20 protein-coding genes are annotated in these 21,182 nt (G+C 71.7%); 9 read left to right on the forward strand and 11 right to left on the reverse strand.

Features of this window, described 5'->3' with window-relative positions; genetic code table 11:
* Positions 1 to 32 precede the first annotated feature (32 nt).
* The 3 genes from chvE to ACU6WY_RS09825 form a co-directional block, all read right to left on the reverse strand.
* Positions 33 to 1,130 carry a multiple monosaccharide ABC transporter substrate-binding protein gene (chvE, locus tag ACU6WY_RS09815; protein ID WP_483819477.1) on the reverse strand — a complete coding sequence of 366 codons (1,098 nt, stop codon included), beginning with the start codon at positions 1,128 to 1,130 and terminating at the stop codon, positions 33 to 35.
* Positions 1,131 to 1,443: 313 nt separating this feature from the next.
* Positions 1,444 to 2,478 (reverse strand): LacI family DNA-binding transcriptional regulator, encoded by a 1,035-nt coding sequence (locus tag ACU6WY_RS09820; protein ID WP_483819478.1) that lies wholly within the window; start codon positions 2,476 to 2,478, stop codon positions 1,444 to 1,446.
* Positions 2,479 to 2,591: 113 nt separating this feature from the next.
* Complete coding sequence (locus ACU6WY_RS09825; RefSeq protein ID WP_483819479.1) at positions 2,592 to 3,914, reverse strand: M20/M25/M40 family metallo-hydrolase; 1,323 nt, start codon at positions 3,912 to 3,914, stop codon at positions 2,592 to 2,594.
* A gap of 83 nt (positions 3,915 to 3,997) precedes the next feature.
* Here ACU6WY_RS09825 and ACU6WY_RS09830 point away from each other — a divergent pair, with 83 nt between their 5' ends.
* Entirely contained in the window at positions 3,998 to 4,981 is a 984-nt protein-coding gene (locus ACU6WY_RS09830) for a Gfo/Idh/MocA family protein (protein ID WP_483819480.1), read from the forward strand.
* Positions 4,982 to 5,023: 42 nt separating this feature from the next.
* Entirely contained in the window at positions 5,024 to 5,887 is an 864-nt protein-coding gene (locus ACU6WY_RS09835) for an NYN domain-containing protein (RefSeq protein ID WP_483819481.1), read from the forward strand.
* A gap of 21 nt (positions 5,888 to 5,908) precedes the next feature.
* On the opposite strand, the gene ACU6WY_RS09840 is transcribed toward ACU6WY_RS09835, so the two are convergent.
* From ACU6WY_RS09840 to ACU6WY_RS09870, 7 genes are all read right to left on the reverse strand, one after another.
* Positions 5,909 to 6,535: an MDR/zinc-dependent alcohol dehydrogenase-like family protein gene (locus ACU6WY_RS09840; protein WP_483819482.1), complete on the reverse strand. Its 627-nt coding sequence runs from the start codon at positions 6,533 to 6,535 to the stop codon at positions 5,909 to 5,911.
* A 4-nt stretch (positions 6,536 to 6,539) separates the two neighbouring features.
* The gene (locus ACU6WY_RS09845; RefSeq protein WP_483819483.1) at positions 6,540 to 8,087 is read right to left on the reverse strand and encodes an ATP-dependent DNA ligase; all 1,548 of its coding nucleotides are present in this window, start codon (positions 8,085 to 8,087) and stop codon (positions 6,540 to 6,542) included.
* Positions 8,088 to 8,661: 574 nt separating this feature from the next.
* Positions 8,662 to 9,069, reverse strand: coding sequence for a DoxX family protein (locus tag ACU6WY_RS09850; RefSeq protein WP_483819484.1), 408 nt, complete (start codon positions 9,067 to 9,069; stop codon positions 8,662 to 8,664).
* A gap of 86 nt (positions 9,070 to 9,155) precedes the next feature.
* Entirely contained in the window at positions 9,156 to 9,932 is a 777-nt protein-coding gene (locus tag ACU6WY_RS09855; protein ID WP_483819485.1) for an LLM class flavin-dependent oxidoreductase, read from the reverse strand.
* Complete coding sequence (locus tag ACU6WY_RS09860; protein WP_483819486.1) at positions 9,929 to 10,810, reverse strand: LLM class flavin-dependent oxidoreductase; 882 nt, start codon at positions 10,808 to 10,810, stop codon at positions 9,929 to 9,931. The genes ACU6WY_RS09855 and ACU6WY_RS09860 overlap by 4 nt, the downstream gene beginning before the upstream one ends.
* 193 nt (positions 10,811 to 11,003) lie before the next feature.
* Complete coding sequence (locus ACU6WY_RS09865) at positions 11,004 to 13,532, reverse strand: ATP-dependent Clp protease ATP-binding subunit (RefSeq protein WP_483819487.1); 2,529 nt, start codon at positions 13,530 to 13,532, stop codon at positions 11,004 to 11,006.
* A gap of 102 nt (positions 13,533 to 13,634) precedes the next feature.
* Positions 13,635 to 14,453 carry a hypothetical protein gene (locus tag ACU6WY_RS09870; RefSeq protein ID WP_483819488.1) on the reverse strand — a complete coding sequence of 273 codons (819 nt, stop codon included), beginning with the start codon at positions 14,451 to 14,453 and terminating at the stop codon, positions 13,635 to 13,637.
* An 85-nt stretch (positions 14,454 to 14,538) separates the two neighbouring features.
* Here ACU6WY_RS09870 and ACU6WY_RS09875 point away from each other — a divergent pair, with 85 nt between their 5' ends.
* The 3 genes from ACU6WY_RS09875 (at position 14,539) to ACU6WY_RS09885 (ending at position 16,716) form a co-directional block, all read left to right on the forward strand.
* Positions 14,539 to 15,300 (forward strand): EI24 domain-containing protein, encoded by a 762-nt coding sequence (locus ACU6WY_RS09875; RefSeq protein WP_483819489.1) that lies wholly within the window; start codon positions 14,539 to 14,541, stop codon positions 15,298 to 15,300.
* A gap of 24 nt (positions 15,301 to 15,324) precedes the next feature.
* The gene (locus tag ACU6WY_RS09880; RefSeq protein WP_483819490.1) at positions 15,325 to 15,474 is read left to right on the forward strand and encodes a hypothetical protein; all 150 of its coding nucleotides are present in this window, start codon (positions 15,325 to 15,327) and stop codon (positions 15,472 to 15,474) included.
* A 138-nt stretch (positions 15,475 to 15,612) separates the two neighbouring features.
* Positions 15,613 to 16,716 carry a class I SAM-dependent methyltransferase gene (locus tag ACU6WY_RS09885; RefSeq protein ID WP_483819491.1) on the forward strand — a complete coding sequence of 368 codons (1,104 nt, stop codon included), beginning with the start codon at positions 15,613 to 15,615 and terminating at the stop codon, positions 16,714 to 16,716.
* A gap of 103 nt (positions 16,717 to 16,819) precedes the next feature.
* Here ACU6WY_RS09885 and ACU6WY_RS09890 read toward each other — a convergent pair whose 3' ends face one another.
* Positions 16,820 to 17,284: a DUF3817 domain-containing protein gene (locus ACU6WY_RS09890; RefSeq protein ID WP_483819492.1), complete on the reverse strand. Its 465-nt coding sequence runs from the start codon at positions 17,282 to 17,284 to the stop codon at positions 16,820 to 16,822.
* A gap of 293 nt (positions 17,285 to 17,577) precedes the next feature.
* Between ACU6WY_RS09890 and ACU6WY_RS09895 the strand changes: the two genes are divergently transcribed.
* From ACU6WY_RS09895 to ACU6WY_RS09910, 4 genes are all read left to right on the forward strand, one after another.
* Positions 17,578 to 18,597: an FUSC family protein gene (locus ACU6WY_RS09895; protein ID WP_483819493.1), complete on the forward strand. Its 1,020-nt coding sequence runs from the start codon at positions 17,578 to 17,580 to the stop codon at positions 18,595 to 18,597.
* Positions 18,598 to 18,609: 12 nt separating this feature from the next.
* Entirely contained in the window at positions 18,610 to 19,113 is a 504-nt protein-coding gene (locus ACU6WY_RS09900; protein WP_483819494.1) for a hypothetical protein, read from the forward strand.
* Positions 19,114 to 19,185: 72 nt separating this feature from the next.
* Entirely contained in the window at positions 19,186 to 20,025 is an 840-nt protein-coding gene (locus ACU6WY_RS09905) for a ribokinase (RefSeq protein ID WP_483819495.1), read from the forward strand.
* The gene (locus ACU6WY_RS09910) at positions 20,022 to 20,948 is read left to right on the forward strand and encodes a nucleoside hydrolase (protein WP_483819496.1); all 927 of its coding nucleotides are present in this window, start codon (positions 20,022 to 20,024) and stop codon (positions 20,946 to 20,948) included. Before ACU6WY_RS09905 ends, ACU6WY_RS09910 begins: the two co-directional genes overlap by 4 nt.
* Positions 20,949 to 21,182: the final 234 nt, after the last annotated feature.

Raw genomic sequence — 21,182 nt, forward strand, 5'->3', positions numbered from 1 at the left:
AGCGGACGGGAGAGCAGGGCTCTCCCGCGGGATCACTTCAGGTCGTCGGCGGTGTAGTAACCGCTGTCGACCAGGACCGTCTCGTAGTTGTCCTTCGTGACGATCGTGGACTCGAGGAGGTACGAGGGAACGACCTTGACGCCGTTGTCGTACGTCTCGGTGTCGTTGACCTCGACCTCTTCACCCTTGCGGATGTTGTCCACCATCGTGACGGCCTGCTTGGCCAGCTCGCGGGTGTCCTTGAAGATCGTCGAGTACTGCTCACCGGCGATGATCGACTTGATCGAGCCGACCTCAGCGTCCTGACCCGTGACGATCGGCAGCGCGGTGGCCGCGTAGCCGCCCGAGGTCAGAGCCGAGATGATGCCGATCGACAGACCGTCGTACGGCGAGAGAACGCCGTCGAGCTTGGTGTCGCCGATGACCGTGAGGATGTTCTCCATGCGCTCCTGCGCGGTCTCGGGCAGCCAGCGAAGGATCGCGGCCTGACCGAACTCCGTCTGACCCGACGGAACGGTGAGGACGCCCGAGTCCAGGTAGGGCTGGAGGGTCGCCATGGCGCCGTTCCAGAAGAACGTCGCGTTGTTGTCGTCGGGGCTACCGGCGAACAGCTCGACGTTGAACGGACCGGTCGCGCCGGTCTCGTTGCCCTCGGCGTCGAGGACGCCGAGGCCCGTGAGCAGCGACGTGGCCTGCTGCACGCCGACCTGGAAGTTGTCAAACGTCGTGTAGTAGTCGACGTTCTCGGTGCCGTTGATCAGGCGGTCGTACGCGATCACCGGGATGCCGGCGTCGGCGGCCTGCTGCAGCGCGTCGGTGAGGGTCGTGCCGTCGATCGAGGCCACGATGAGCGCGTTGGCGCCCGAGGTGATCATGTTCTCGATCTGCGAGACCTGCGTGGGGATGTCGTCGTTGGCGTACTGCAGGTCGACCTGGTAGCCGAGCTCCTCGAGCTGCGCCTTGACGTTGTTGCCGTCGGCGATCCATCGCTCCGACTGCTGCGTCGGCATGGCGACACCGATGATGCCGCCCGACTCCTGAGCGTCGCCGCCGCTGTTACCGGTACGGTCCCCGGCGCAACCGGCCAGGCTCAGCGCGAGGACGGAGGCCCCCGCGACCATGGTGAGCATGCTGTGCTTCTTCACTCTGGTTCCCTTCGTTGGGTTGGATGTCGCGGTCTCTCCACATGGAGCCCACCGCATCAGCGCGGACGGCACGTCGTCACGCTCTCGACGGGGCGAAACGAGGCCGGGTCGGCGAGGCGGGGTACGCGTCGTTCGAAACGTCTTCGTCTCGACGGAGTCGCTCCGCAGCGAGTCCCGTCGGCTGAGTGTGGCGGTGATGTGACCGTTCACATTGTGAGTGTGATGCTACCTCGCCCCGGGGCTCCGCTGTCAAGTCCCCGTGCGTTCCGAGATCAGGCGTTGCCAAACCGTGACGTGATCAGCGGCTCGGTGGCGCCGTGGAGGAGCGCACGATGAACCGCAGATGATCCGGCTCCGGGGCGGTCTCACCGTCGTGCGAAACTCCGAGATCATCGAGCAAATCCCACATCGCGCGCTGGCCGATGCCGGTGAAGTCCTGGCGCACCGTCGTCAGCGGTGGCCACAGGTGCGCGGCTTCGGGAACGTCATCGAATCCCACCACCGAGATGTCCTCCGGAACCGAGCGTCCGAGCGCCCGAACGGCGTGCATGAACCCGAGCGCCATATGGTCGTTGCCGGCGAACACCGCCGTGGCGTCCTCGGTTCGCAGCAACTCGATGCCGGCCTCGAAGCCGAACTGCGCGGTCCAGTCCCCCAGCACGGGCGGTCGCGGCGACAGGTCTTGCGCGTCCATCTCGGCGAGGTACCCGCGCATGCGGTGATCGGCCTCGAGCCAGTCGCGGGGCCCGGCGATGTGGAGAATGCGCGAGTGCCCGAGCTCGGCGAGGTGGCGCACGGCCGCGCGCGCCCCGGAGACCTGATCATTGAAGGTCGACGTCGGGATCGCCGACCCCGTCGACGACACGATGCGCACCGGCACCGGGAGCTTCAGTTCCTCGAGGATCGGGATCACCCGCGTCTGCGGGGCGACCACGACGAGGCCTTCGATCGACTGCTGCACGAGGTGGTCGATCGAGGCGCGCACGTCATCGGGGGCGCTCGTCCCGAGGTTCGTGAGGGTGAGCCGATAACCGGCGCGGCGCGCCACCGATTCGACGGCCTGCACCATGGACGAGACACCGTGCGTCGTCGTGCGCGGGCCGAGCACGCCGATCAATCGGGTACGGCTGGTCGCCAGCGCCCGCGCGGCCTGGTTCGGCACGAACTTCAGCTCGGCGATGGCCGACCGCACGCGCGCGGCCGTCTCGGGCCGCAGCTGCGGGCTGTTGTTGATCACGCGCGAGACCGTCTGGTACGAGACCCCGGCCAACCGAGCGACGTCACGAATGCTCGGGGCCCTGCCCGTGGCATCCGGTGTGTCGGTATCGCTCATGGTCCGCCTCATCGCGTGGGTCGCGCTCGCATGCGTGACCGGTCACACGAGAATAGCCGACGCCGTGCGCCCTTCGACGCCTCGGCGCCGGCGCCGGCGCGGCCGGGGCGGTCTCAGGATGCCAGCAGGGACCGGTAGAAGCTGATGCCCCGCACCCACACCTCGACGCGGATCCGCTCGTCGGGCGCGTGGAGCGCGTCGCGTTCGGCGCGGGTGAGGTGGAAGGGAGTGAAGCGGTAGACGTGCTCGGTGAGGCCCGTGTAGAACCGGCTGTCGCTCGCGCCCAGCTGCAGGTACGGCAGAGCGACGACCTCGGCGCCGAGGGTCTCGGTCACCGCGCCCGACAGACGTCGCCAGGACTCCCCCTGCCACGGCGAGACCGGCGACGGATCCGACCCGTGGCGCAGCTCGATGTCGATGAGCGGGTCGGCGATCGCGCGCCGCAGGTGGATCGCGGCATCCGAGAGAGTATCGCCGGTGAGCAGCCGTACATTGACCGTCGCCCGAGCCTCGGTCGCCAGGACGTTCTCACCCGCGGAACCGCTCAGCCGCGTCACGACGGCCGTCGTGCGCACGAGCGCGTTGGTCTCGGGACTGAGCCGCGCGAACACGCCGGTGAGCAGCGGAGCCGTCAGCTCCGCGCGCCGGAACAGCGAGCGCAGCGGCTCGCCCGTGTGCGCGGACGCGGTGGCGAGCATCGCCCGCACGGGCGGAGCCAGGCGCCGCGGGAACGGCCGGCGATGGAGCCGGTCGATCGCGCGCGCGAGCCGCGCCGTCGCCGGGAGACGAGGCGGGGTCGACGCGTGTCCTCCCGCCTCGCGCGCGATGAGGTCGAACGAGGCGACCCCGCGTTCGGCGACGCCGATCATCGCCGTCGGCACCGACACGCCGGGGACCGCTCCCTCGACGACCGCGCCGCCCTCGTCGAGCACGAGCGCGGGACGCACCCCGCGTTCGGCGAGCAGGGCCGCTATCGCCTGCGCCCCCGTCCCGAGAGTCTCCTCGTCGTGACCGAACGCCAACCACACGTCGGCGCGGGGAACGACGCCGTCGGCGAGTGCCTGCTCGACCGCCTCGAAGATCGCCACGAGGGCGCCCTTGTCGTCGATCGCGCCCCGCGCGTACAGCTCCGCCGCGGAGCCTTCGCCCGTGATCTCGGCGGCGAACGGCGGTCGCGACCACCGCTGACCTTCGACGTCGACCACGTCCTGGTGCGCGAGCAGCACGACCGGCGCGTCGGAGCTCCGCCCCCGCCATCGGTAGAGCAGCGAGTGCTCGGCGACGATCTCCCGCTCGAGGTGGGCGTGCACGAGCGGATACAGCCGCTCGAGCGCCGCGCGGAACTCCGCGAACCGCGCGGTGTCGGTGCGGGAGGTATCGACGTGCGACACGGTCGGGATGGCCAGCAGCTCGCGGAAGCGCTCGACGGGCGTCATGTCGGGAGCCTAACCCGTGGCATCCGCCCGGTGTCGGCGCGCGTCCGCGCGTTCCCCTCCCGCACCCGGATACGGTGGAGCCCATGACCGGACTGCACTGGGGCATCCTCGCAACGGGCGGCATCGCGCACGCCTTCACCTCCGACCTGCGCACCGCGGGCCTCGACGTCACCGCCGTCGGCTCCCGAACGCTCGAGAGCGCCCGGGCGTTCGCCGAGCAGTACGACATCCCGCACGCACACGGCTCCTACGCCAATCTGGTGGCCGATCCCGACGTCGACATCGTCTACATCGCGACCCCCCACCCCGGACACGTCGAGAACGCGCTCCTCGCGCTCGACCACGGCAAGCACGTGCTCGTCGAGAAGCCCTTCACGCTCAACGAGAGCGAGGCCGCTGTCATCCGCGATCGCGCCGCCGAGAAGGGACTGCTGGCGATGGAGGCGATGTGGACGCGCTACCTCCCGCACATGGTCCGCATCCGCGAGATCCTCGACGCCGGCACGCTGGGCGAGATCCGCGTCGTCTCGGCCGACCACACGCAGAAGATCTCCACCGACCCGCAGCACCGCCTCAACTCCCTCGAGCTCGGCGGTGGCGCGTTGCTCGACCTCGGCATCTACCCGATCGCCTTCGTGGTCGACGTGCTGGGGCTTCCCGAGCGCATCACGGCGCTCGCGCGCCTGTCGGATGCCGGCAGCGACGCCGAGGTGGCGACGGTGTTCGTGCACCCCGGCGGCGCCCTGTCCACGACGGTGTCGTCGTCTCGCGGGAGGGGCATGAACGTCGCCCAGATCGTCGGGACCGAGGCCCGCATCGAGATCGACGGCGTCTGGTACACCCCCACGACGTTCCGCGTCGTGGGGCCGGACGGCGCCGTGCTCGAGGAGTTCGACGGCGCCGTGGATGGCCGCGGCATGCAGTTCCAGGCGCTGGCCGCCGAGCGCCTGGTCGCCGCGGGCGCGACGACGAGCGACATCCTCTCGATCGATGACACCGTGGCGATCATGGGCGTTCTCGACGAGGTCCGTCGACAGATCGGCGTGGTCTACCCCGGGGAGCGCTGACCGGGGTTCCCGTCTCGCGCCATGTCGGGAGAGACTGAAGGCATGCTGGATACCCAGAACGCCCGCGTGGCCGTCTACCTCGACTTCGACAACATCGTGATGTCCTGGTACGACCGCGTGCACGGACGAAACGCGTATTCGCGCGATCGGCAGAAGATCGCCGAGAACCCCATCGAGCCCGAGATCGCCGAGCGCCTGACGAAGGCCACGATCGACGTCGGCGCGATCATCGACTACGCGGCCTCGTTCGGCACCCTCGTGCTCACGCGCGCCTACGCCGACTGGTCGGCGCCGGTGAACGCGGAATACCGGTCGCAACTCGTCGCGCGCGCCGTGGACCTCGTGCAGTTGTTTCCCGCGGCGGCATACGCCAAGAACGGCGCCGACATCCGCCTGGCGGTGGATGCCGTTGAAGACATGTTCCGCCTCCCCGACCTGTCGCACGTCGTGATCGTCGCGGGCGACAGCGACTACGTGCCCCTCGCGCAGCGCTGTAAGCGCCTCGGACGGTACGTCGTCGGGATCGGCGTCGCGGGTTCCACCGCGAAGTCGCTCGCCTCGGCGTGCGACCGATTCGACAACTACGACGGCCTCCCCGGCATCCCGAAGCTCACCGAGACGAAGAAAGACACCGCGCCCTCGCGTCCTCGTGCCCGCAAGCGGTCGCAGGATCCCGCGGTCAATCTGCTCGAGCGGGCGATGCAGTTGGAGGGCGAGCGCGCCGACGGCGAGTGGTTGCACGCCTCGGCGGTGAAAGACCTCATGAAGCGGCTGGACCCCTCGTTCAGCGAGAAGGCACTAGGCTTCCGCAGCTTCTCGGACTTCCTCAAAGCGCAGACCGAGAACGTCGAGGTCGACGAGGAGTCGAACGTCGTGCTGGTGCGGGCGGTTACGCGCGGGGCGTGAGCGTCGTTCGGTGACAGGCGCTCAGCGCCGTTCGGCACCCGGCGCCACGTGCGCGAGGACGCTCTCCCACACCGAGGTGAGGGTGAGCTGCCCGTTCGTCGTCTCGAGACGATCAGCGGGGACCACCTCGATGCGCGCCGCGGGAAGGTGTCGGGCGTACCACTCGGCGTCGGCGACACCGGCCGTGCCCTCCCCGCCCACGACGACGAGCGTTTCGGCCACGAGCCCACCGAGCATCGGTGTGTCCATGTCACGGCTGAGGGGGTCGGACGGGCTCTCCACGCCCACGATCGCGAGCCGGTCGACGATGTCGCCCATCGCCGCGGCGAGGTGGATCGCCAGCGGCCCGGCCGACCGCTCCCCCACGAGCCCCACCGTCGTTCCCGGCGCTTCGCGCTCCAGAAGGTTGCGGAGGGCCTGCACGGTCAGACCGGCGGGTGTCTGACCGCCGAACGCCGGCGGGTCCTCGATCTCGGGGGCGTCGAGACCGACGGCGACGACGCGCACGTCGAACGCGGATGTGACCCGCACGTCGGGGTCGGTCGTGGCCACATCGCCGGTGCGCAGCACCAGCACGGGGCGGGGCGCGCCGGGTGTACCGAAGCTGCGGAACTCGAGCTCGCCGTCGAGCCAGGGGGCACGGCTCATCGCGTCATCCTTCCGTGGGCGCCGCACCCGCTCCGGGAAGGAGCGCGCGCAGCGTATCGATGGTGTCGGCCTCGGCGGCCGGCTTGTCGGGACGGTAGGCCTTGACACGGGCGAACCGGAGGGCGACGCCGCCGGGGTAGCGCGAGGAGCGCTGGACCCCGTCGATCGCGATCTCGACGACGGTGTCGGGGACGACCCGGATGCCACCGGGCACCGCGCCGATCTGCCGCTCGGCGAAGTGCGCGGTCTGCCAGCGCAGCAGCTCGTCGGTGAGACCCTTGAAGGTCTTTCCCACCATGACGAAACCGCCGGGGTCGCCGAACGTCCCCTCGGAGTCGAGCGCCCCGAGGTGCAGGTTCGACAACCACTCGGCGCGACGCCCTGACCCCCGCTCGACGCCCAGAACCACCAGATCGAAGGTGTGCACGGGCTTGACCTTCAGCCAGCTCTTGCCCCGCCGCCCCGCTGTGTAGGGGGCGTCGATGCCCTTGACCATGACCCCCTCGTGCCCGGCCCGGAGCGCGTCACGCGCGAACGTCTCGGCCTCGGTGGGATCGTCGGTGACGATCGCCGGAATGCGGAAGTCGGCGGCAATGCGATCGAGCTCGGCACGGCGCCGTGCGAGAGGTTCATCGACGAGATCGCGCCCGTCGACGTGCAGGAGGTCGAAGAACCACGGGCGCAGGGCAATCGCCCGAGCAGTTTCTGCCCCGAAGCGCGCCATCGTCTCTTGAAACGGGCGCGGAGCACCGTCGTCGTCGAGCGAGAGGGTCTCCCCGTCGAGGATCACGTCGGTCACGGGCAACGAGCGCGCCACCTCGACGATCTCGGGCACGCGGTGCGTGACGTCGGCGAGCGTGCGGGTGAAGACCCGCACCTCGTCGCCGCGGCGGTGCACCTGCACGCGGGCACCGTCGAGCTTGTACTCCACCGACGCGCGCCCCGCGACGGCCAGCGCCTCGGCGACCGAGGGAGCGGTGGAGGCCAGCATCGGGTGCACCCCGCGTCCGACCACGAGTCCGACCGCCGCGAGGGCGTCGGGGGTGCCGGTGAGCGCGATGGCCGCTGTCTCTCCCAGATCGCCGGAGAGCATGGCAGCGCGGCGCACGAGACCGCCGTCGCGATCGGATGCCCGGGCAATGGCATCCAGGAGCACGCCCTCGAGGGCGCCCGTGCGCAGCTCACCGGTCATGACGCGTACAAGGAGGTTCCACTCCGCCGCGGTCGCGCGCCGGGCCAGCGCGTCGAGCTCGGCGGTGCGCGCCGCGGCCGATCCGCTGCCGGAGATCGCGGTGAGGCGGGTGAAGGCCGCGTCGACGTCGCCGACCGACAGCGTCGGGGCGGCGGCGTGGTCGCCCCCGCGGGTGGCGAGGGTGCGCCAGCCCACGCCGAGCCGCCCCTGTCGCGGCGCCGCAGTGAGCAGCCCCACCGCCGGCACGATCTCGTCGGCGGCGAGCCCACCGAGCACCGCGGCCAGCGCGTCGACCTTGGCCAGGCGCGACCGCGTGCCCGCCACCGTCGCGAGCGCGGTTTCGATGTCGCCGAAGAGCATGACGGCATCCTGGCATCCCCCTCCGACATCGCCGGTCGGGTTGCGCTCCGCACTCCCAGATGCCCCTCCCGCGCCGCACACCCCGCCGCCCCGCCGCCGCCGCACGCCCGCCGTCGCCCCGCCGCCGCCACCGCCACCGCCACCGCCACCGCCACCGCCCGCGAGAAACGCGATCCGCGGCGAGAAACGCGTGGAGGGCGCGTTTCTGGTCGGGAATCGCGTTTATCGCGGGACCGCGTGACCGCACGCCGAAGCACCACCGGGAAGAGCACAGCAGGGGCGCCACGTATCGCCGCCGCCACACGCCCGCGAGAAACGCCATCCGCGGCGAGAAACGCGTGGAGGGCGCGTTTCTGGTCGGGAATCGCGTTTATCGCGGGACCGCGTGACCGCACGCCGCAGCACAACCGGGAAGAGCACAGCAGGGGCACCCCGTGTCGCGGCCGCCACACCCCCGCGATAAACGCCATCTCCGCCGAGAAACGCGTGGACGGCGCGTTTCTGGTCGGGAATCGCGTTTATCGCGGGTGTGACACCGCGCAACCACCGCCCGAACCGAAGCCAGCGCCCACCGTCAGCGCTCGCGCGTCGCCCACCACGCCCACGCCACGAGCGGAAGCTGCAGGAAGAGCCGCGCGAAGCGCGCGCGATCCGTGGTCAGGCCCGGGGCCGAGCGGCCCGTGCGCCACTGGTGCACATTGCCCGGGAACACGGCGACGAAGAACGCCGCGATCACCGCCCCGACCCGGCGACGCTCTCGCGGCAGGGCGACGAGAGCGGTCCCGAGCAACACCTCCACCGCTCCGGATGCCACGACGATGGCGTCCTTGTCGGTGTGCAGCATCCGCGTCGCCCAGTCCGGCACGACGATGCGGTATCCGCGACGACCCCACGTCACGTGGCTGACACCGGCGGCGATCAGCAGCAACGCCAGCGCCCCTCGGGCGACCGAGCGGACGGGGAGACCTCGACGTCGTGGCATCCGATCAGTGTCTCAGGCACACGGATGCCACGGGCCGGGTCGCCCGATTCGCACGGGGCCGCGCCGGCCCGGGCCCGCGCGCGACATCAGAGCGGAGCAGGCCCCGTCCGCCGCGCGAACTCGACGTAGGCGGCGACCGTGTCGTCGGGAACGATCGCGCGCAGCACGACCTCGTCGGCGGCAGCGGTGTACGCGTCGAGGGCATCGGCCAGGTCGGTGACGTCGCGGATCGTCGTGTCGGCGGCATCCACCCCCATCCGCGCGAAGTTCGCGGCGTAGTTCGGGAACGAGGCGTACCGCGCGGTTTCGGCATCGAGGCGTTCGCGCGCCGCCGAGGAGATCGCCGTGCGCACGTAGACGGCGACGTGCGCGCCGGGCGCGACCGCGTGCAGCGCCTCGGCCTGCGCGCGCGCCTCGGTCGGCGGCACCCAGTTGAGCAGCACGCCCTGCGCGCGTTCGGCACCCAGGTGGCGCATCTTCGGGCCCAGCGCGCCCACGATCACGCGGGGCACCCCCGCGTCGCCGAGCACATCGACGGCGTCGCGGACGCGCGCGAGCGCCCCCGCCTTCGCGATGCCCGACCCGATGCCGATCGTCAGGCGGTCGGCGGGGAGGCCGAGCGAGGCCACCTCGGCGGCGATCTCGGCGGCCGGTCGGCGGTCGACCGGCACGACCCCGGTCGCGAGCCGCAGCCGCTGCGTGACGTGCGCCGCGGCGGCGAGCGCGGCCAGCGCATCGCCGTCGGGGGTGTCGTTGACCCAGAGCGTGTCGAAGCCCGCGCGCTCGACAGCGACGGCGATCTCGGCGATCGCCTCGGGGCCGAGCGACCCGGCGACGCCGAGCGAAACCGCGCCGCGCCTCACGACACGCCCCCGGCGTCGGGCAGCTCGAGCGCGACCTGGCCCACGGCGGAGAAGAACGTGTGCAGATCAGCGTCGTCGGTGGGAAGCAGCACGACGTCGTCGACCCCCGCGGCCTGGAACCGCGCCACGCCCTCGGCGACCTCGGCCACGGAGCCGGCGAGCGCGCGGTCGGCGGCATCCGGTCGGTCTTTCAGCACGGCGGCCGTACGCTCGTGGGCCCCCGGGCCGAAGGCCGTGAGCACGTACGCCACGATGTCGGGGGCACCCTCGCGTCCGGCTTCACCCCTGCCGGCGCGCACCGCGCGGACCGCCTCGGCGATCTCATCGACGGTGTGCCGACTGTCGAGGATGACCCCGTCGGCCACCGCACCCGCGAGGTGCAGCGTCTTCGGCCCCTCCGCCGCCGCGTACACGCGCGGCGCCTCGGCCGGTGGCCAGTCGAGGGTGACATCGCGCAGGCGCACGTAGCGTCCCTCGGCGCTCACGGTGTCACCCGCGAGCAGCGCGCGCAGGGCGGGCAGCTGCTCCTGCATGAGCGTCAGCGGCGAGGCCGCCTTGGCCCCGACCTGCCGCATCCAGTCCTGCACGCCGTGACCGAACCCCGGCAGCAGACGGCCCGGAAACAGGCGCTCGATCGTGGCGACCTCCATCGCGGATGCCGCGACGTTGCGCAGCGGGAGAGGGGCGATGCCCACGCCGACGCGGAGGTGGTCGGTCACGGCCAGTGCCGCCGCGGCGGCCGCCCACGCCGAGGAGCGGAAACAGTCCTCCCACAGCCACAGCTCTTCGATGCCGGCATCTTCCGCGGCGCGCGCGGCATCGCGCAACTCCTCGGGCGGGTGCGGGTAGGGACTGAAGATCGCTCCGATACGACTCATGCCCCTACTCTGCCCTGTCCCACCGACATCGCACCCGGCACCCGTGGCATCCATCACAACTCCTGCAGAATGCGCCCGGACCCGCAAACCGGACCCCGGATGCCGCGACCCGCAGGAGTTCTGCGAGCGACCGCGCCGGCCGGAGACAGCACAGGGCCCCCGGAACCCGAAGGTTCCGGGGGCCCCACAGCCGTCACGCGGCGAGCGCCTCCACGGCGGCTCGGACGACGAACCCGGATGCCGTGGCATCCACCGTCACCGCTCCCCCGTCGGTGATCTCGCCCGAGACGAACAGGTCGGCGATGCGGTCGTCGATCTCGCGCTGGATGAGCCGTCGCAGCGGCCGCGCGCCGTACTCGGGCTCGTACCCGACCTCGGCGAGCCGGTCGATGGCCGCCTCGGTGACCTCGATCGACACTTCGCGCGCGGCCAGCCGCCGCGAGGTCGCGCCCAGCAGCAGCCGAACGATCTCGCGCAGCTGCGCCTTCTCGAGCTTGCGGAAGATGACGATGTCGTCGATGCGGTTGAGGAACTCGGGCCGCATCGCCTCGCGGAGCTTGCCCATGACGCGATCGCGCAGGTCGTCGTCGGCGAACTCCCGCCCGGTCGTGGTGAATCCGATCGCCCCCGACCGGGATGCCAGCACCTCACCGCCCAGGTTCGACGTCATCACGATCACGGTGTTGCGGAAGTCGACCGTGCGTCCTTGACCATCGGTGAGGCGCCCGTCGTCGAGCACCTGCAGCAGCAGGGTGAAGACATCGGGATGGGCCTTCTCGATCTCGTCGAACAGCACGACCGAGTAGGGGTTGCGGCGCACGCGCTCGGTGAGCTGACCGGCCTCGTCGTAGCCGACGTATCCCGGAGGGGCACCGATCAGGCGCGACACGGTGTGCCGTTCGCCGAACTCGCTCATGTCGAAGCGGATCACGGCGGAGTCGTCGTCGAAGAGCGACCCGGCCAGGGCCTTGGCCAGCTCGGTCTTGCCGACGCCGGTGGGACCGAGGAACAGGAACGATCCGACCGGCCGGTGCTCGTCGCCGAGACCGGTGCGGTTGCGGCGCACGGCCTTCGCGACGGCGGTGACGGCGGCATCCTGTCCGATGACCCGGGCGTGCAGCTCGTCCTCGAGTCCGGCCAGGCGTCCGCGCTCGGTCGCGGTCAGACGCGCGGCGGGGATGCCGGTCGCCCGGCTGATCACCGCGGCGATCTCGGGCTCGTCGACGACCGTTCCCGCGGCCGGGGCCGACGTCACGGCGTCGAGGCGCTGCTGCACCGCGGCGATCTCGTCGCGCAGGCGCGAGGCCTCCTCGTAGTGCTCGGCCGAGACGGCGGCGTTCTTGTCGGCCTCGAGCTCGGCGAGGCGGGACACGAGCTCCGACACGTCGACCTTCGCCCCGAGGCGCAGGCGCAGACGTGCGCCCGCCTGGTCGATGAGGTCGATCGCCTTGTCGGGCAGCACCCGGTCGGGCAGGTACCGGTGACCGAGTTCGACCGCGGCGCGGAGGGCCTCGTCGGTGTAGGTCACGCCGTGGTGCTCCTCGTACGCGGAGCGCAGACCCCGCAGGATCTCGACGGCGTCCGGTACGGAGGGCTCGCCGACGCGCACGGGCTGCAGGCGCCGCTCCAAAGCGGGGTCCTTCTCGATCGTGCGGTACTCCTTGAGCGTGGTGGCACCGATGAGGTGCACCTCGCCCCGAGCCAGACGCGGCTTGAGGATGTTGCCGGCGTCCATCGCGCCCTCGCCGCCGGCACCCGCACCGACGATGGTGTGGATCTCGTCGATGAACACCACGAGCCCGCCCGACTGCGCGGCGATCTCGTCCATGGTCTGCGTCAGGCGCTCCTCGAAATCGCCGCGGTAGCGGGCTCCGGCGAGCATCGCGGCCAGGTCGATCGACACGACCCGCGTCTCGCGCAGCTGCTCGGGCACGTCGCCCTCGACGATCGCGCGGGCGAGGCCCTCGACGACAGCGGTCTTGCCAACGCCCGCTTCGCCGATGAGCACGGGGTTGTTCTTCGTGCGGCGGCTGAGGATCTCGAGGGTCTGCTCGATCTCGTCGGCGCGACCGATCACCGGGTCGAGCCGTCCCTCGCGGGCGAGGGCGGTGAGGTCGGTGCCGAAGCGGTCGAGGTTGGGGGTCGCGGATGCCGTGTCGGCGGCGACCGTGGCTTCGTCGCCGCCCACGAGGGTCTCGCGCACGCCCTGGGTGAGCGCCTCGGCGGTGACACCGGCCTGCGCGAGGATCTGCCCGGCGGGGGCGTCCTGCGCGAGCACGAGCGCGAAGAAGAGGTGGTCGGGGTCGACGTAGGTCGACCCGGCGGCGCGGGCCACCTGGAAGGCGTGGAACAGCGCGCGCTGCACCGACCCGGCGACCACGGCGCCGTCGATGTCGGCGGCGGGTCCCGCGGCGGGCAGACGGCTTTCCGCAGCGCGCGCGATCGCGGCGGGGTCAGCTCCCAGGCGCGACACGGCCTCGCGCGCGGGCGACTGCCCGACGAGCACGTGCAGCACGTGCAACGCGTCGAGTTCGCGCTGTCCGCGACCGAGGGCGAAGCGTCCGGCCTGCTGCAGCGCCTCCTGCGTGCGGGAGCTGAGGAACCGGCTCAGGTCGATGGAGCGTTCGGCGCGGGCACGCTCGCCCGCGAGGTAGCGCGCGAGGAACTCGTCGAACGACTGGGCGCCGTTGTCCCCGGCACCGGGGGTGACATCTTCGGGCAATTCCGTCTCCTGTGATACGTGAGTCGAACAGACTCAAGTTTCGGACTTGAGCGACTGCGTATCAAGTTCAACGGAGGGGTTCCGAGGATATTCCCGGCGTCCTCAGGCGCGGAGCGCCGGGTCGGGATCGTTCCAGAGTTCGGCGGTCTGGACGATCCAGAACACCGCGAACAGCGCGAGCGCCGCCCCCTCCCCCACGAGCACCCACGGCACGTCGCCCGGCAGACCTGCGGCGAGAGCGACGAGCACACCCGCCAGACACACCAGGATGCCGATCGCCACCGTCGCGTACGCGCCGCGCAGCCCCCTCCGGACGCCCTGCGGTCGCCAGGCGGCGATCGACGAGACGGCGGCGACGAGCACGAAGAACGCGATCGCGGCGACGTTGTGCGCCACCGCGAGGAAGCTGTACGGATCCAGCGCCGCCCAGGCACCGAACCCCACGGGCACCGCCGCCACCGCCGCCGTGGTCAGGAGAACCCCGCGCGACAGCGTCCCCTGCACCGCCGCCAGAATGACCGCCACGATCACACCGGCCAGCACGACGGATGCCACGGCCACCCCGTTGTTCACCACCGTCGGCACGACCGCGGCCGGAACGCACCGCCCACCCCCGGGACAGGCCGGGCCCTCGACGGTCGTCGGCACGACCGCGACCGCGAGAGCGAGCACCGCGCCCACGTCGAGGAGCCCCTGCTCGACGCTCCGCCCCGACAGGACGAACAGCGCGAGCGCGACGGCGCACAGACTCCCGACGAAGAGCGGGCCCGCGGGCGTGTAGTACGCGGCGCTCAACGACGGGAGGACTCCGCCGGTCGCCATCTGAAGAGCGACCGACACGGCCAACAGCGCGGTCGCGCCGATGATCGACAGCCGCACGTACCGGTACGTGCGCTGCGTCGACGTGGTGCGGAGGCGCATGCGCACATCCTCGCAGCTGCCACCGACACGGCGTCCGGCGGCGCCGGACCCGGCCGCCTCCACCGCGAGATGCGAGACTTCACGCATGCACGAGTTCCTCCAGGGCGCACGGATGCTCCTGCGCGGCCTCGGCCAGTGGCGCCGCTCGCCCGGGGCGATGGCCCTCGGTCTCATCCCGGGATTCGTCGTGGGTCTGCTGTTCGCCGCCGCCCTCGTGGCGTGGGCGGTGCTGCTGGGCAACGTCGTCGACGACTGGACGCCCTTCGCCGACGACTGGGATCCGCTCTGGGCCACGATCGTGCGCACGGCGATCGGCGTCGCCTCGTTCGGCGCGGTGGCGTTTCTCGCGATCGTGTCGTTCACCGCGGTCACCCTCACCGTGGGCGAACCCTTCTACGACCGCATCTGGCGCGCCACCGAACTGTCGGCCACTGGGCACGTCCCCGAGACCGAGTACGGCTTCTGGCGGGCGATCGGCGACGCCGTGCGACTGATCGCGCGCGGTGCCCTCTCCGCCCTCGCCGCGTGGCTCCTCGGGCTCATCCCGCTCGTGGGCGGGGTGCTCGGGTTCATGGTGGGACTGCTCCTGACCGGATGGCTGCTCGCCGACGAACTCACCTCGCGCGCGCTCGCGGCGCGGGGCCTCGATCGGCGCGCCCGACGCGCGGTGCTCCGCGCGAACCGGGCGCGCGCCCTGGGCTTCGGCGTCGCGACGCAGCTGTGCTTCCTCATCCCTTTGGGCGCCGTAGCCGTGATGCCCGCCGCCGTCGCCGGAAGCACGCTCTGGACGCACGAGGCGCTGGGCGAGCGGGCGGGGCGGAACCTCGACCCCGACGCGGCACGATAGCCTGGAGCGACCGAAGGGATCCTCATGTTCATCGTCTCGCTCCTCCTGTTCCTCGGCGGAATGCTGCTGTTCGGTCTGTCGTTCTCGCTGGCCGCACCGGGGCTGTTCTTCGCTCTCGGCATCATCCTCGTCGCCGCCTCGCTGGCGCTGCCCTTCCACTTCGGCACCCGGTAAGTCCCCGCCCTCCACCGAGAAACGCGGTCTACGGCGACAAACGCGTTCGCACGGCGTTTCTCGCCGCGATCGGCGTTTCTCGCCGGGTCCGGCTCCACGCGTCGGGGGGAAACCCCGGCACCCGAGTAGCGTTACCGGGTGCCCTTCTCCCTCGACGACCTCCGCCGCTGGCCCGACTTCGAGGCTCCCGACCTCGTGGCCGTGGATGCCGCCGACCGCCTGATCCTCGACGAGTCCGCCGCTGCGCGGGCCGCGCTCGACGACGGGCAGCTCGTCGTGATCGACGATGCCTACGGCGCCCTGACCCTCGGCTCCGCCGACGCGGGGGCGCGTGGCATCCGCGTGCACCAAGACAGCCTGACCGGCGAACGCGCGCTCGCCGCCAACGCCGCCCGGGCGGGCCTCGACGGCACGTTCACCACGCACGACCGGGATGCCGCCCTGCTCGCCGACGCGCGCGTCGTGCTGCTGCGCCTCCCCCGGTCACTGCACGCGCTGCGCGACATCGCGGGCGTCATCGCCGCGCACGCGCACCCCGACGCCGTCGTGTTCGCCGGCGGACGCCTCAAGCACATGACCGTCACCATGAACGACGTGGTGCGCGAGCACTTCGACCGCGTCGATGTCACGCACGCCCGTCAGAAGTCGCGGGTGCTCGTCGCGCGGGGGCCGCGAGACGGCACCGATCCGGAGCCCGAGCGCGCGCGCGTCGACGGGCTCGAGGTCCGCGCGTTCGGCGGGGTCTTCGCCGGGGCGTCGATCGACATAGGCACACGCCTCCTCCTCGCCCACCTCCCCGAGCCTCGGGGCGACGACGCCATCGACTACGCGTGCGGAACGGGCGTCGTGGCCGCGGCCCTGGCGACGCGGCATCCGTCCCTCCGCGTGGTGGCGTGCGATCAGTCGGCCGTCGCCGTGGCGTCGGCGCGCGCAACGGCCGAGGCGAACGGCGTCGCCGAGCGCGTCGACGTCGTGCGCGACGATCTGCTGAGCGCGCAGCCCGACGGCAGTGCGTCGTTCATCGCGCTGAACCCGCCGTTCCACACGGGGGCGGCCATCACCGAGGGCATCGCCCCGCGCATGTTCGCCGACGCCGCGCGCGTTCTGCGTCCCGGCGGCGAGCTGTGGACGGTCTGGAATTCGGCCCTGCAGTACCGGCCGGCGCTGGAGCGCCTGGTCGGACCGACACGTCAGGTCGCTCGCGACCGCAAGTTCACCGTCACGGTCTCGACCCGGAGCTGAGCGCCGACCGCTAGACCTCGTCCCACTTCTGGCGGCGCATGTCCCACAAATGGTCGGCAAGAGCCTCAGCAGACAGCCAAAAGTGGGACATGGCCCAGACGTCTCAGCCCTTGCCGCCCGGCGGGCCGAGGGTCAGCAGCACCACGAAGATCAGCGCCACGGCGAGCGCGATCAGGATGCCGAGCACCCACGGCCGCCGCAGGAAGAACCGCAGCAGCCGGTCGAGGGGGCGCGCGTCACGCGGGTCGGCGGTGTCTTCGAGCCGCCATGCGCCGCGCAGCCGCCCGGTGCGGTGGAGCCACACCTCGGTGGGGATCGTGGCGTACGGGATCACGGCGCTGACGATCGCAATCGCCGCGGGCCCCACACCCCACCGCTGGTTGAGCGCGACGAGCACCGCTGTCGCGCCGTACGCGAGAAAGACGAACCCGTGGATGCCACCCCCGATCGACACCGCGATCGATAGGTCGGCCGTCGCGCGCAGAATGAGCCCGCCGATCAGGAGGGTCCACGAAATGGCCTCGGCGATCGCGAGCGTGCGAAACAGGGTCAGGGGCGTGCGGAACACGTCTCTCCTCGTACGGGTCGGGGACCCTCCACCCTACGGAACGGGTTCGCCCCGCACGCGCCGCACCCTTCGACGTCGAAGGGTCGGGGTCTACTCGATCGGATGATCGTCGTGGTCGAGCGACGGATCGGAGGTCTCGCCCTCCGCCGCCGTCGACGTGTCGGGCTCGGGGCCGGGGTCGATCGGGGGCTTCTCACGGTCGGCATCCATGTGTCCACCCCATCACAGCGGATGCCGGGATGCCACGGTCGCGAGGTTCGAACGACCGCGGCACCGCGGCGTACGCTGGAGAAATGGCGGAATCCCGGGGACGCGTGTGGACCGGGGTGATCCGCATCGGTCCGCACCGGGGCGATCACCGCGTCGCGGTGCGCGCGGCGCTCAGCGTGGGTGTCCCGCTCGCCGTCCTGCTGGCGCTCGGCCGGCTCGACCTGAGCGTCTACGCGTCGTTCGGCGCCTTCGCCGCGCTGTACGGGCGTCACGATCTGCCGCGCACGCGCGTGCGGATGCAGGCCTCGGCCGGTGGCATCCTGATCGCGTCCATGCTGGTGGGCACGGCCCTCTCCCTCGTCGCCGCCCCCGCACTCGTGAGTGTCGCGGTGATCGCGGTGGTTGCCGCGATCGTCACGCTGATCGCCTACCGGGCGCAGTGGCACCCTCCCGGCGCACTGTTCAGCGTCTTCGCCGCGGGGGCGTGCGCCAGCTTCCCGGCGACGACGAGCACGTTCCTGACGGTGCTCGTGGTCGCCGGGAGCAGTGTCGTGTGGAGCCTCCTCGTCACCGCACTGTTCGTCGTTGCGCGGCGCGGGTCGTGGCGACCGCCGACGCGACCTCGCCCACCGATCGGCGCCGTGGCGTGGGAGATGACCGCGACGGTCGGCCTCGCGGCGCTGCTCGCCGGGGTCGCCGGGGCACTCCTCGTGGGCACCCACTGGTACTGGGCGATGGTCGGCGCCGTCGCGGCCGTGGGCGGCGCTCACGTGACCGCGCGCCTCGTCCGTGGCGTGCAGCGCCTCGTGGGCACGCTCCTCGGCGTCCTCATCGCCGCGGGCCTGCTCGCGCTTCAGCTGCCGGCGTGGGCCGTGCTGGTCGTCGCGATCGCCCTCCAGGCCGGCGCCGAACTCTTCGTCGGCCGCAACTATGCCATCGCGATGGTGTTCATCACGCCCCTCGCGCTGCTCATGATCTCGCTCGCCTCCCCGGTCGGACCCGAGACGCTGCTCCGCGACCGCGTGCTCGAGACGGTGATCGGCGTGGCCGTCGGCACAGTCGTGGCGATCGCGTCGGCGGGGCTGCGCCGGGGCCCCCGCTAGGGTGACTCCGACATGAAGACTTCCCCCGACGCCGCACCCGCCCCGTCCCGACGCCTCGGAAACGACGCTGCCGAACGCATCAGCGCGGGCTGTTACGGCGCGCTGGTCTCGGCATCCACGCTCTTTGGTCTCAACGACACCGACCTGGGGATCGTCGTCGCGGTGGTCGCACTGACGAACATCGTCTACTTCGCCACGCACGTCTTCGCGTACTCGCTCGGCGACGTCTCGACGGAACGCCCGTCGCGGATCATCTCGCACCACATGCGCGTGAGCGCGCCCATGGTGTCGGTGACCTTCGCGCCCCTGCTGGTCGTCGTGCTGCTGACGCTGACCGGGGTGGACCTGTCGACGGCCCTGCTCTGGGGAGTGGGCGTCGCGATGACCTACCTCGTCGTGGTCGCGACCACCGGCGCACGCCTGCGCGGCTACTCCCCGCTCACCGTGGTGCTGACGGCGGTGGGGGCCGCGGTGGTGTCGGCGCTCCTCGTCGTGGCGAAGCTGCTGCTGCACTGAGGGTGACAGGGTGGATCTCGTGAGCCCTGAACCCTCCCCCTCCTTCCGCGCCGTCGCCACGGTGACCGGCCGATGACCGCCGCCCCGAAACTCGCGGTAGTCGGCGCCATCAACGTCGATCTGACCGCGCGCGTGCTGCGCGCGCCGGGGCCCGGCGAGACCGTCGCCGACGGCGAACTGCAGCGGGGGCCCGGCGGCAAGGGCGCCAATCAGGCTGTCGCCGCCGCGCGGCTCGGTGCCGAGGTGCGCATGATCGGCGCCGTCGGTGAGGACGCCGAGGGGCGTGGCATCCGGAATCACCTCGAGAGCCTCGGCATCGACGCGACGGGGGTGCAGACCTCGCACGACCCGACCGGCACCGCGCTGATCGTCGTCGACGCGACGGGCGAGAACTCGATCGTCGTGTGCGCGGGGGCGAACGCCGACATCGACGCCGACGCCCTGGGCATCGAACCCGGTGCGGCCGTGCTGATGCAGCTGGAGGTATCGGATGCCGTCGTCGACGCGGCCTCACGCGCGGCGGGGTTCTTCGCGCTCAACGCCGCTCCCGCCCGTCCGCTCCCCCGGGCGGTCCTCGACCGATGCGACCTCGTCATCGTGAACGAGACGGAGTACGCCCAGCTGCCCGAGGTGCACGACGCCCCGCTCCTGTGCGTCACGCTCGGAGCCGACGGCGCGCGCCTGTACCGCCACGGCGCCCTCGTGGCCGAGGCTGCGGGGGTCGCGACCACCGTGCGCAACACCGTCGGCGCGGGCGACGCCTTCTGCGCCGCGCTGGTATGCGGCCTGCTGCGGGGCGACGCCGAGGCAGAGGCGCTCGCGCGGGCCTGTGCCGTGGGGGCTGCTGCCGTCGCGGATGAGGCATCGCAACCCGCGCTCGAGCCCCTCGACGCGTACGGGGTGGCCCGATGAGCCGCCGCCCGATCCTCGTCGACTGCGACACGGGCATCGACGACGCCCTGGCCCTCGCCTACCTCCTCGCCGAGCCCGCCGTCGAGGTCGTCGGCGTCACCACCGTCTCCGGGAACACGGATGCCGCCCGCGCGGCCGCCAACACCCTGTCGCTGTTCGAGCTCGCCGGTGTCGACGACATCCCCGTCGCCGTGGGAGCCCACGACTTCCGCGACCGCGCCTACGCCGGTGGATCCCCGCACGTGCACGGTGACGACGGCGTCGGCGGGATCGCGCTGACCGCCGCGGCGCGCGCCCACGATGCGCGGCCGGCCGTCGAGCTCATCGATCACCTCGCCTCCCGGCATCCGGATCTCACCGTGCTCGCCCTCGGGCCGCTCACGAACCTCGCCGCCTATGCCGAGGTGCCGGGCGTCGCCGCGTTCGAGCGCCTCGTCGCGATGGGCGGCGCGTTCGCGCACTCGGGCAACGTCACCCGGTGGGCCGAGGCGAACATCCACAACGACCCCGAGTCCGCGGCCGTCGTGTTCGCGCAGGACTGGGACATCACGCTCGTGCCCCTCGACGTCACGATGACCCAGACCCTGGATGCCACCGACCTCGTGCGCCTCCAAGCGATCGCCGGCGCGCTACCGGAGGCGTTGGCCGCGATGCTGCCCGCGTACCTGGACTTCTACGACGGCCGCGTCTTCCCCGACCGTCGCTGCGCGCTCCACGATCCGCTCGCCGCGATGGTCGCGGCGGGGGCGTTGCGGGGCGTGAGCGTCGCGTCAGGGCAGGTGGAGGTGCGGCTCACCGGCGGGGAGCGCGGGCGGACCGTCTCGTCGTTCGGGTCCGGCACGCAGCGCTGGGTCCGTGGGATGGAGGGATCGGCCGTCGAGCTGCTGCTGGGGCGGCTGGAAGCGCGGGAGTGGCCGGGCTGAGTTCAAGGCCGTTGCGGCTCGCGGCCCCGTGGGGCCAGGACGTCCCCGGTTACAGGAACCCCAGCGGGGGAGCAACTATGGCAGGCAAATACGAGCTATACACCGACAAGGCAGACCGTGGCCGAGTTAGTCGCCGAACTCGACTCCACCTAGCCGCGCCGACGTCATCACCACGAAGCCACGGCGTGTGCTCTACCTCGAAGTGCCGGGCACGCTCCAACTCCTCCGGTCACT

The sequence above is a fragment of the Microbacterium sp. ZW3a genome (assembly GCF_057167165.1).

Coding starts and splice junctions, on each gene's coding strand:
- ACU6WY_RS09820 (WP_483819478.1), bottom strand. CDS start 2,478: ATGAGCGATACCGACACACCGGATGCCACGGGCAGGGCCCCGAGCATT.
- ACU6WY_RS09850 (WP_483819484.1), bottom strand. CDS start 9,069: ATGCCACGACGTCGAGGTCTCCCCGTCCGCTCGGTCGCCCGAGGGGCG.
- ACU6WY_RS09830 (WP_483819480.1), top strand. CDS start 3,998: ATGACCGGACTGCACTGGGGCATCCTCGCAACGGGCGGCATCGCGCAC.
- ACU6WY_RS09870 (WP_483819488.1), bottom strand. CDS start 14,453: ATGCGCCTCCGCACCACGTCGACGCAGCGCACGTACCGGTACGTGCGG.
- ACU6WY_RS09840 (WP_483819482.1), bottom strand. CDS start 6,535: ATGAGCCGTGCCCCCTGGCTCGACGGCGAGCTCGAGTTCCGCAGCTTC.
- ACU6WY_RS09895 (WP_483819493.1), top strand. CDS start 17,578: ATGGCGGAATCCCGGGGACGCGTGTGGACCGGGGTGATCCGCATCGGT.
- ACU6WY_RS09905 (WP_483819495.1), top strand. CDS start 19,186: ATGACCGCCGCCCCGAAACTCGCGGTAGTCGGCGCCATCAACGTCGAT.
- ACU6WY_RS09860 (WP_483819486.1), bottom strand. CDS start 10,810: ATGAGTCGTATCGGAGCGATCTTCAGTCCCTACCCGCACCCGCCCGAG.
- ACU6WY_RS09835 (WP_483819481.1), top strand. CDS start 5,024: ATGCTGGATACCCAGAACGCCCGCGTGGCCGTCTACCTCGACTTCGAC.
- ACU6WY_RS09910 (WP_483819496.1), top strand. CDS start 20,022: ATGAGCCGCCGCCCGATCCTCGTCGACTGCGACACGGGCATCGACGAC.
- ACU6WY_RS09880 (WP_483819490.1), top strand. CDS start 15,325: ATGTTCATCGTCTCGCTCCTCCTGTTCCTCGGCGGAATGCTGCTGTTC.
- ACU6WY_RS09845 (WP_483819483.1), bottom strand. CDS start 8,087: ATGCTCTTCGGCGACATCGAAACCGCGCTCGCGACGGTGGCGGGCACG.
- ACU6WY_RS09825 (WP_483819479.1), bottom strand. CDS start 3,914: ATGACGCCCGTCGAGCGCTTCCGCGAGCTGCTGGCCATCCCGACCGTG.
- chvE (WP_483819477.1), bottom strand. CDS start 1,130: ATGCTCACCATGGTCGCGGGGGCCTCCGTCCTCGCGCTGAGCCTGGCC.
- ACU6WY_RS09900 (WP_483819494.1), top strand. CDS start 18,610: ATGAAGACTTCCCCCGACGCCGCACCCGCCCCGTCCCGACGCCTCGGA.
- ACU6WY_RS09875 (WP_483819489.1), top strand. CDS start 14,539: ATGCACGAGTTCCTCCAGGGCGCACGGATGCTCCTGCGCGGCCTCGGC.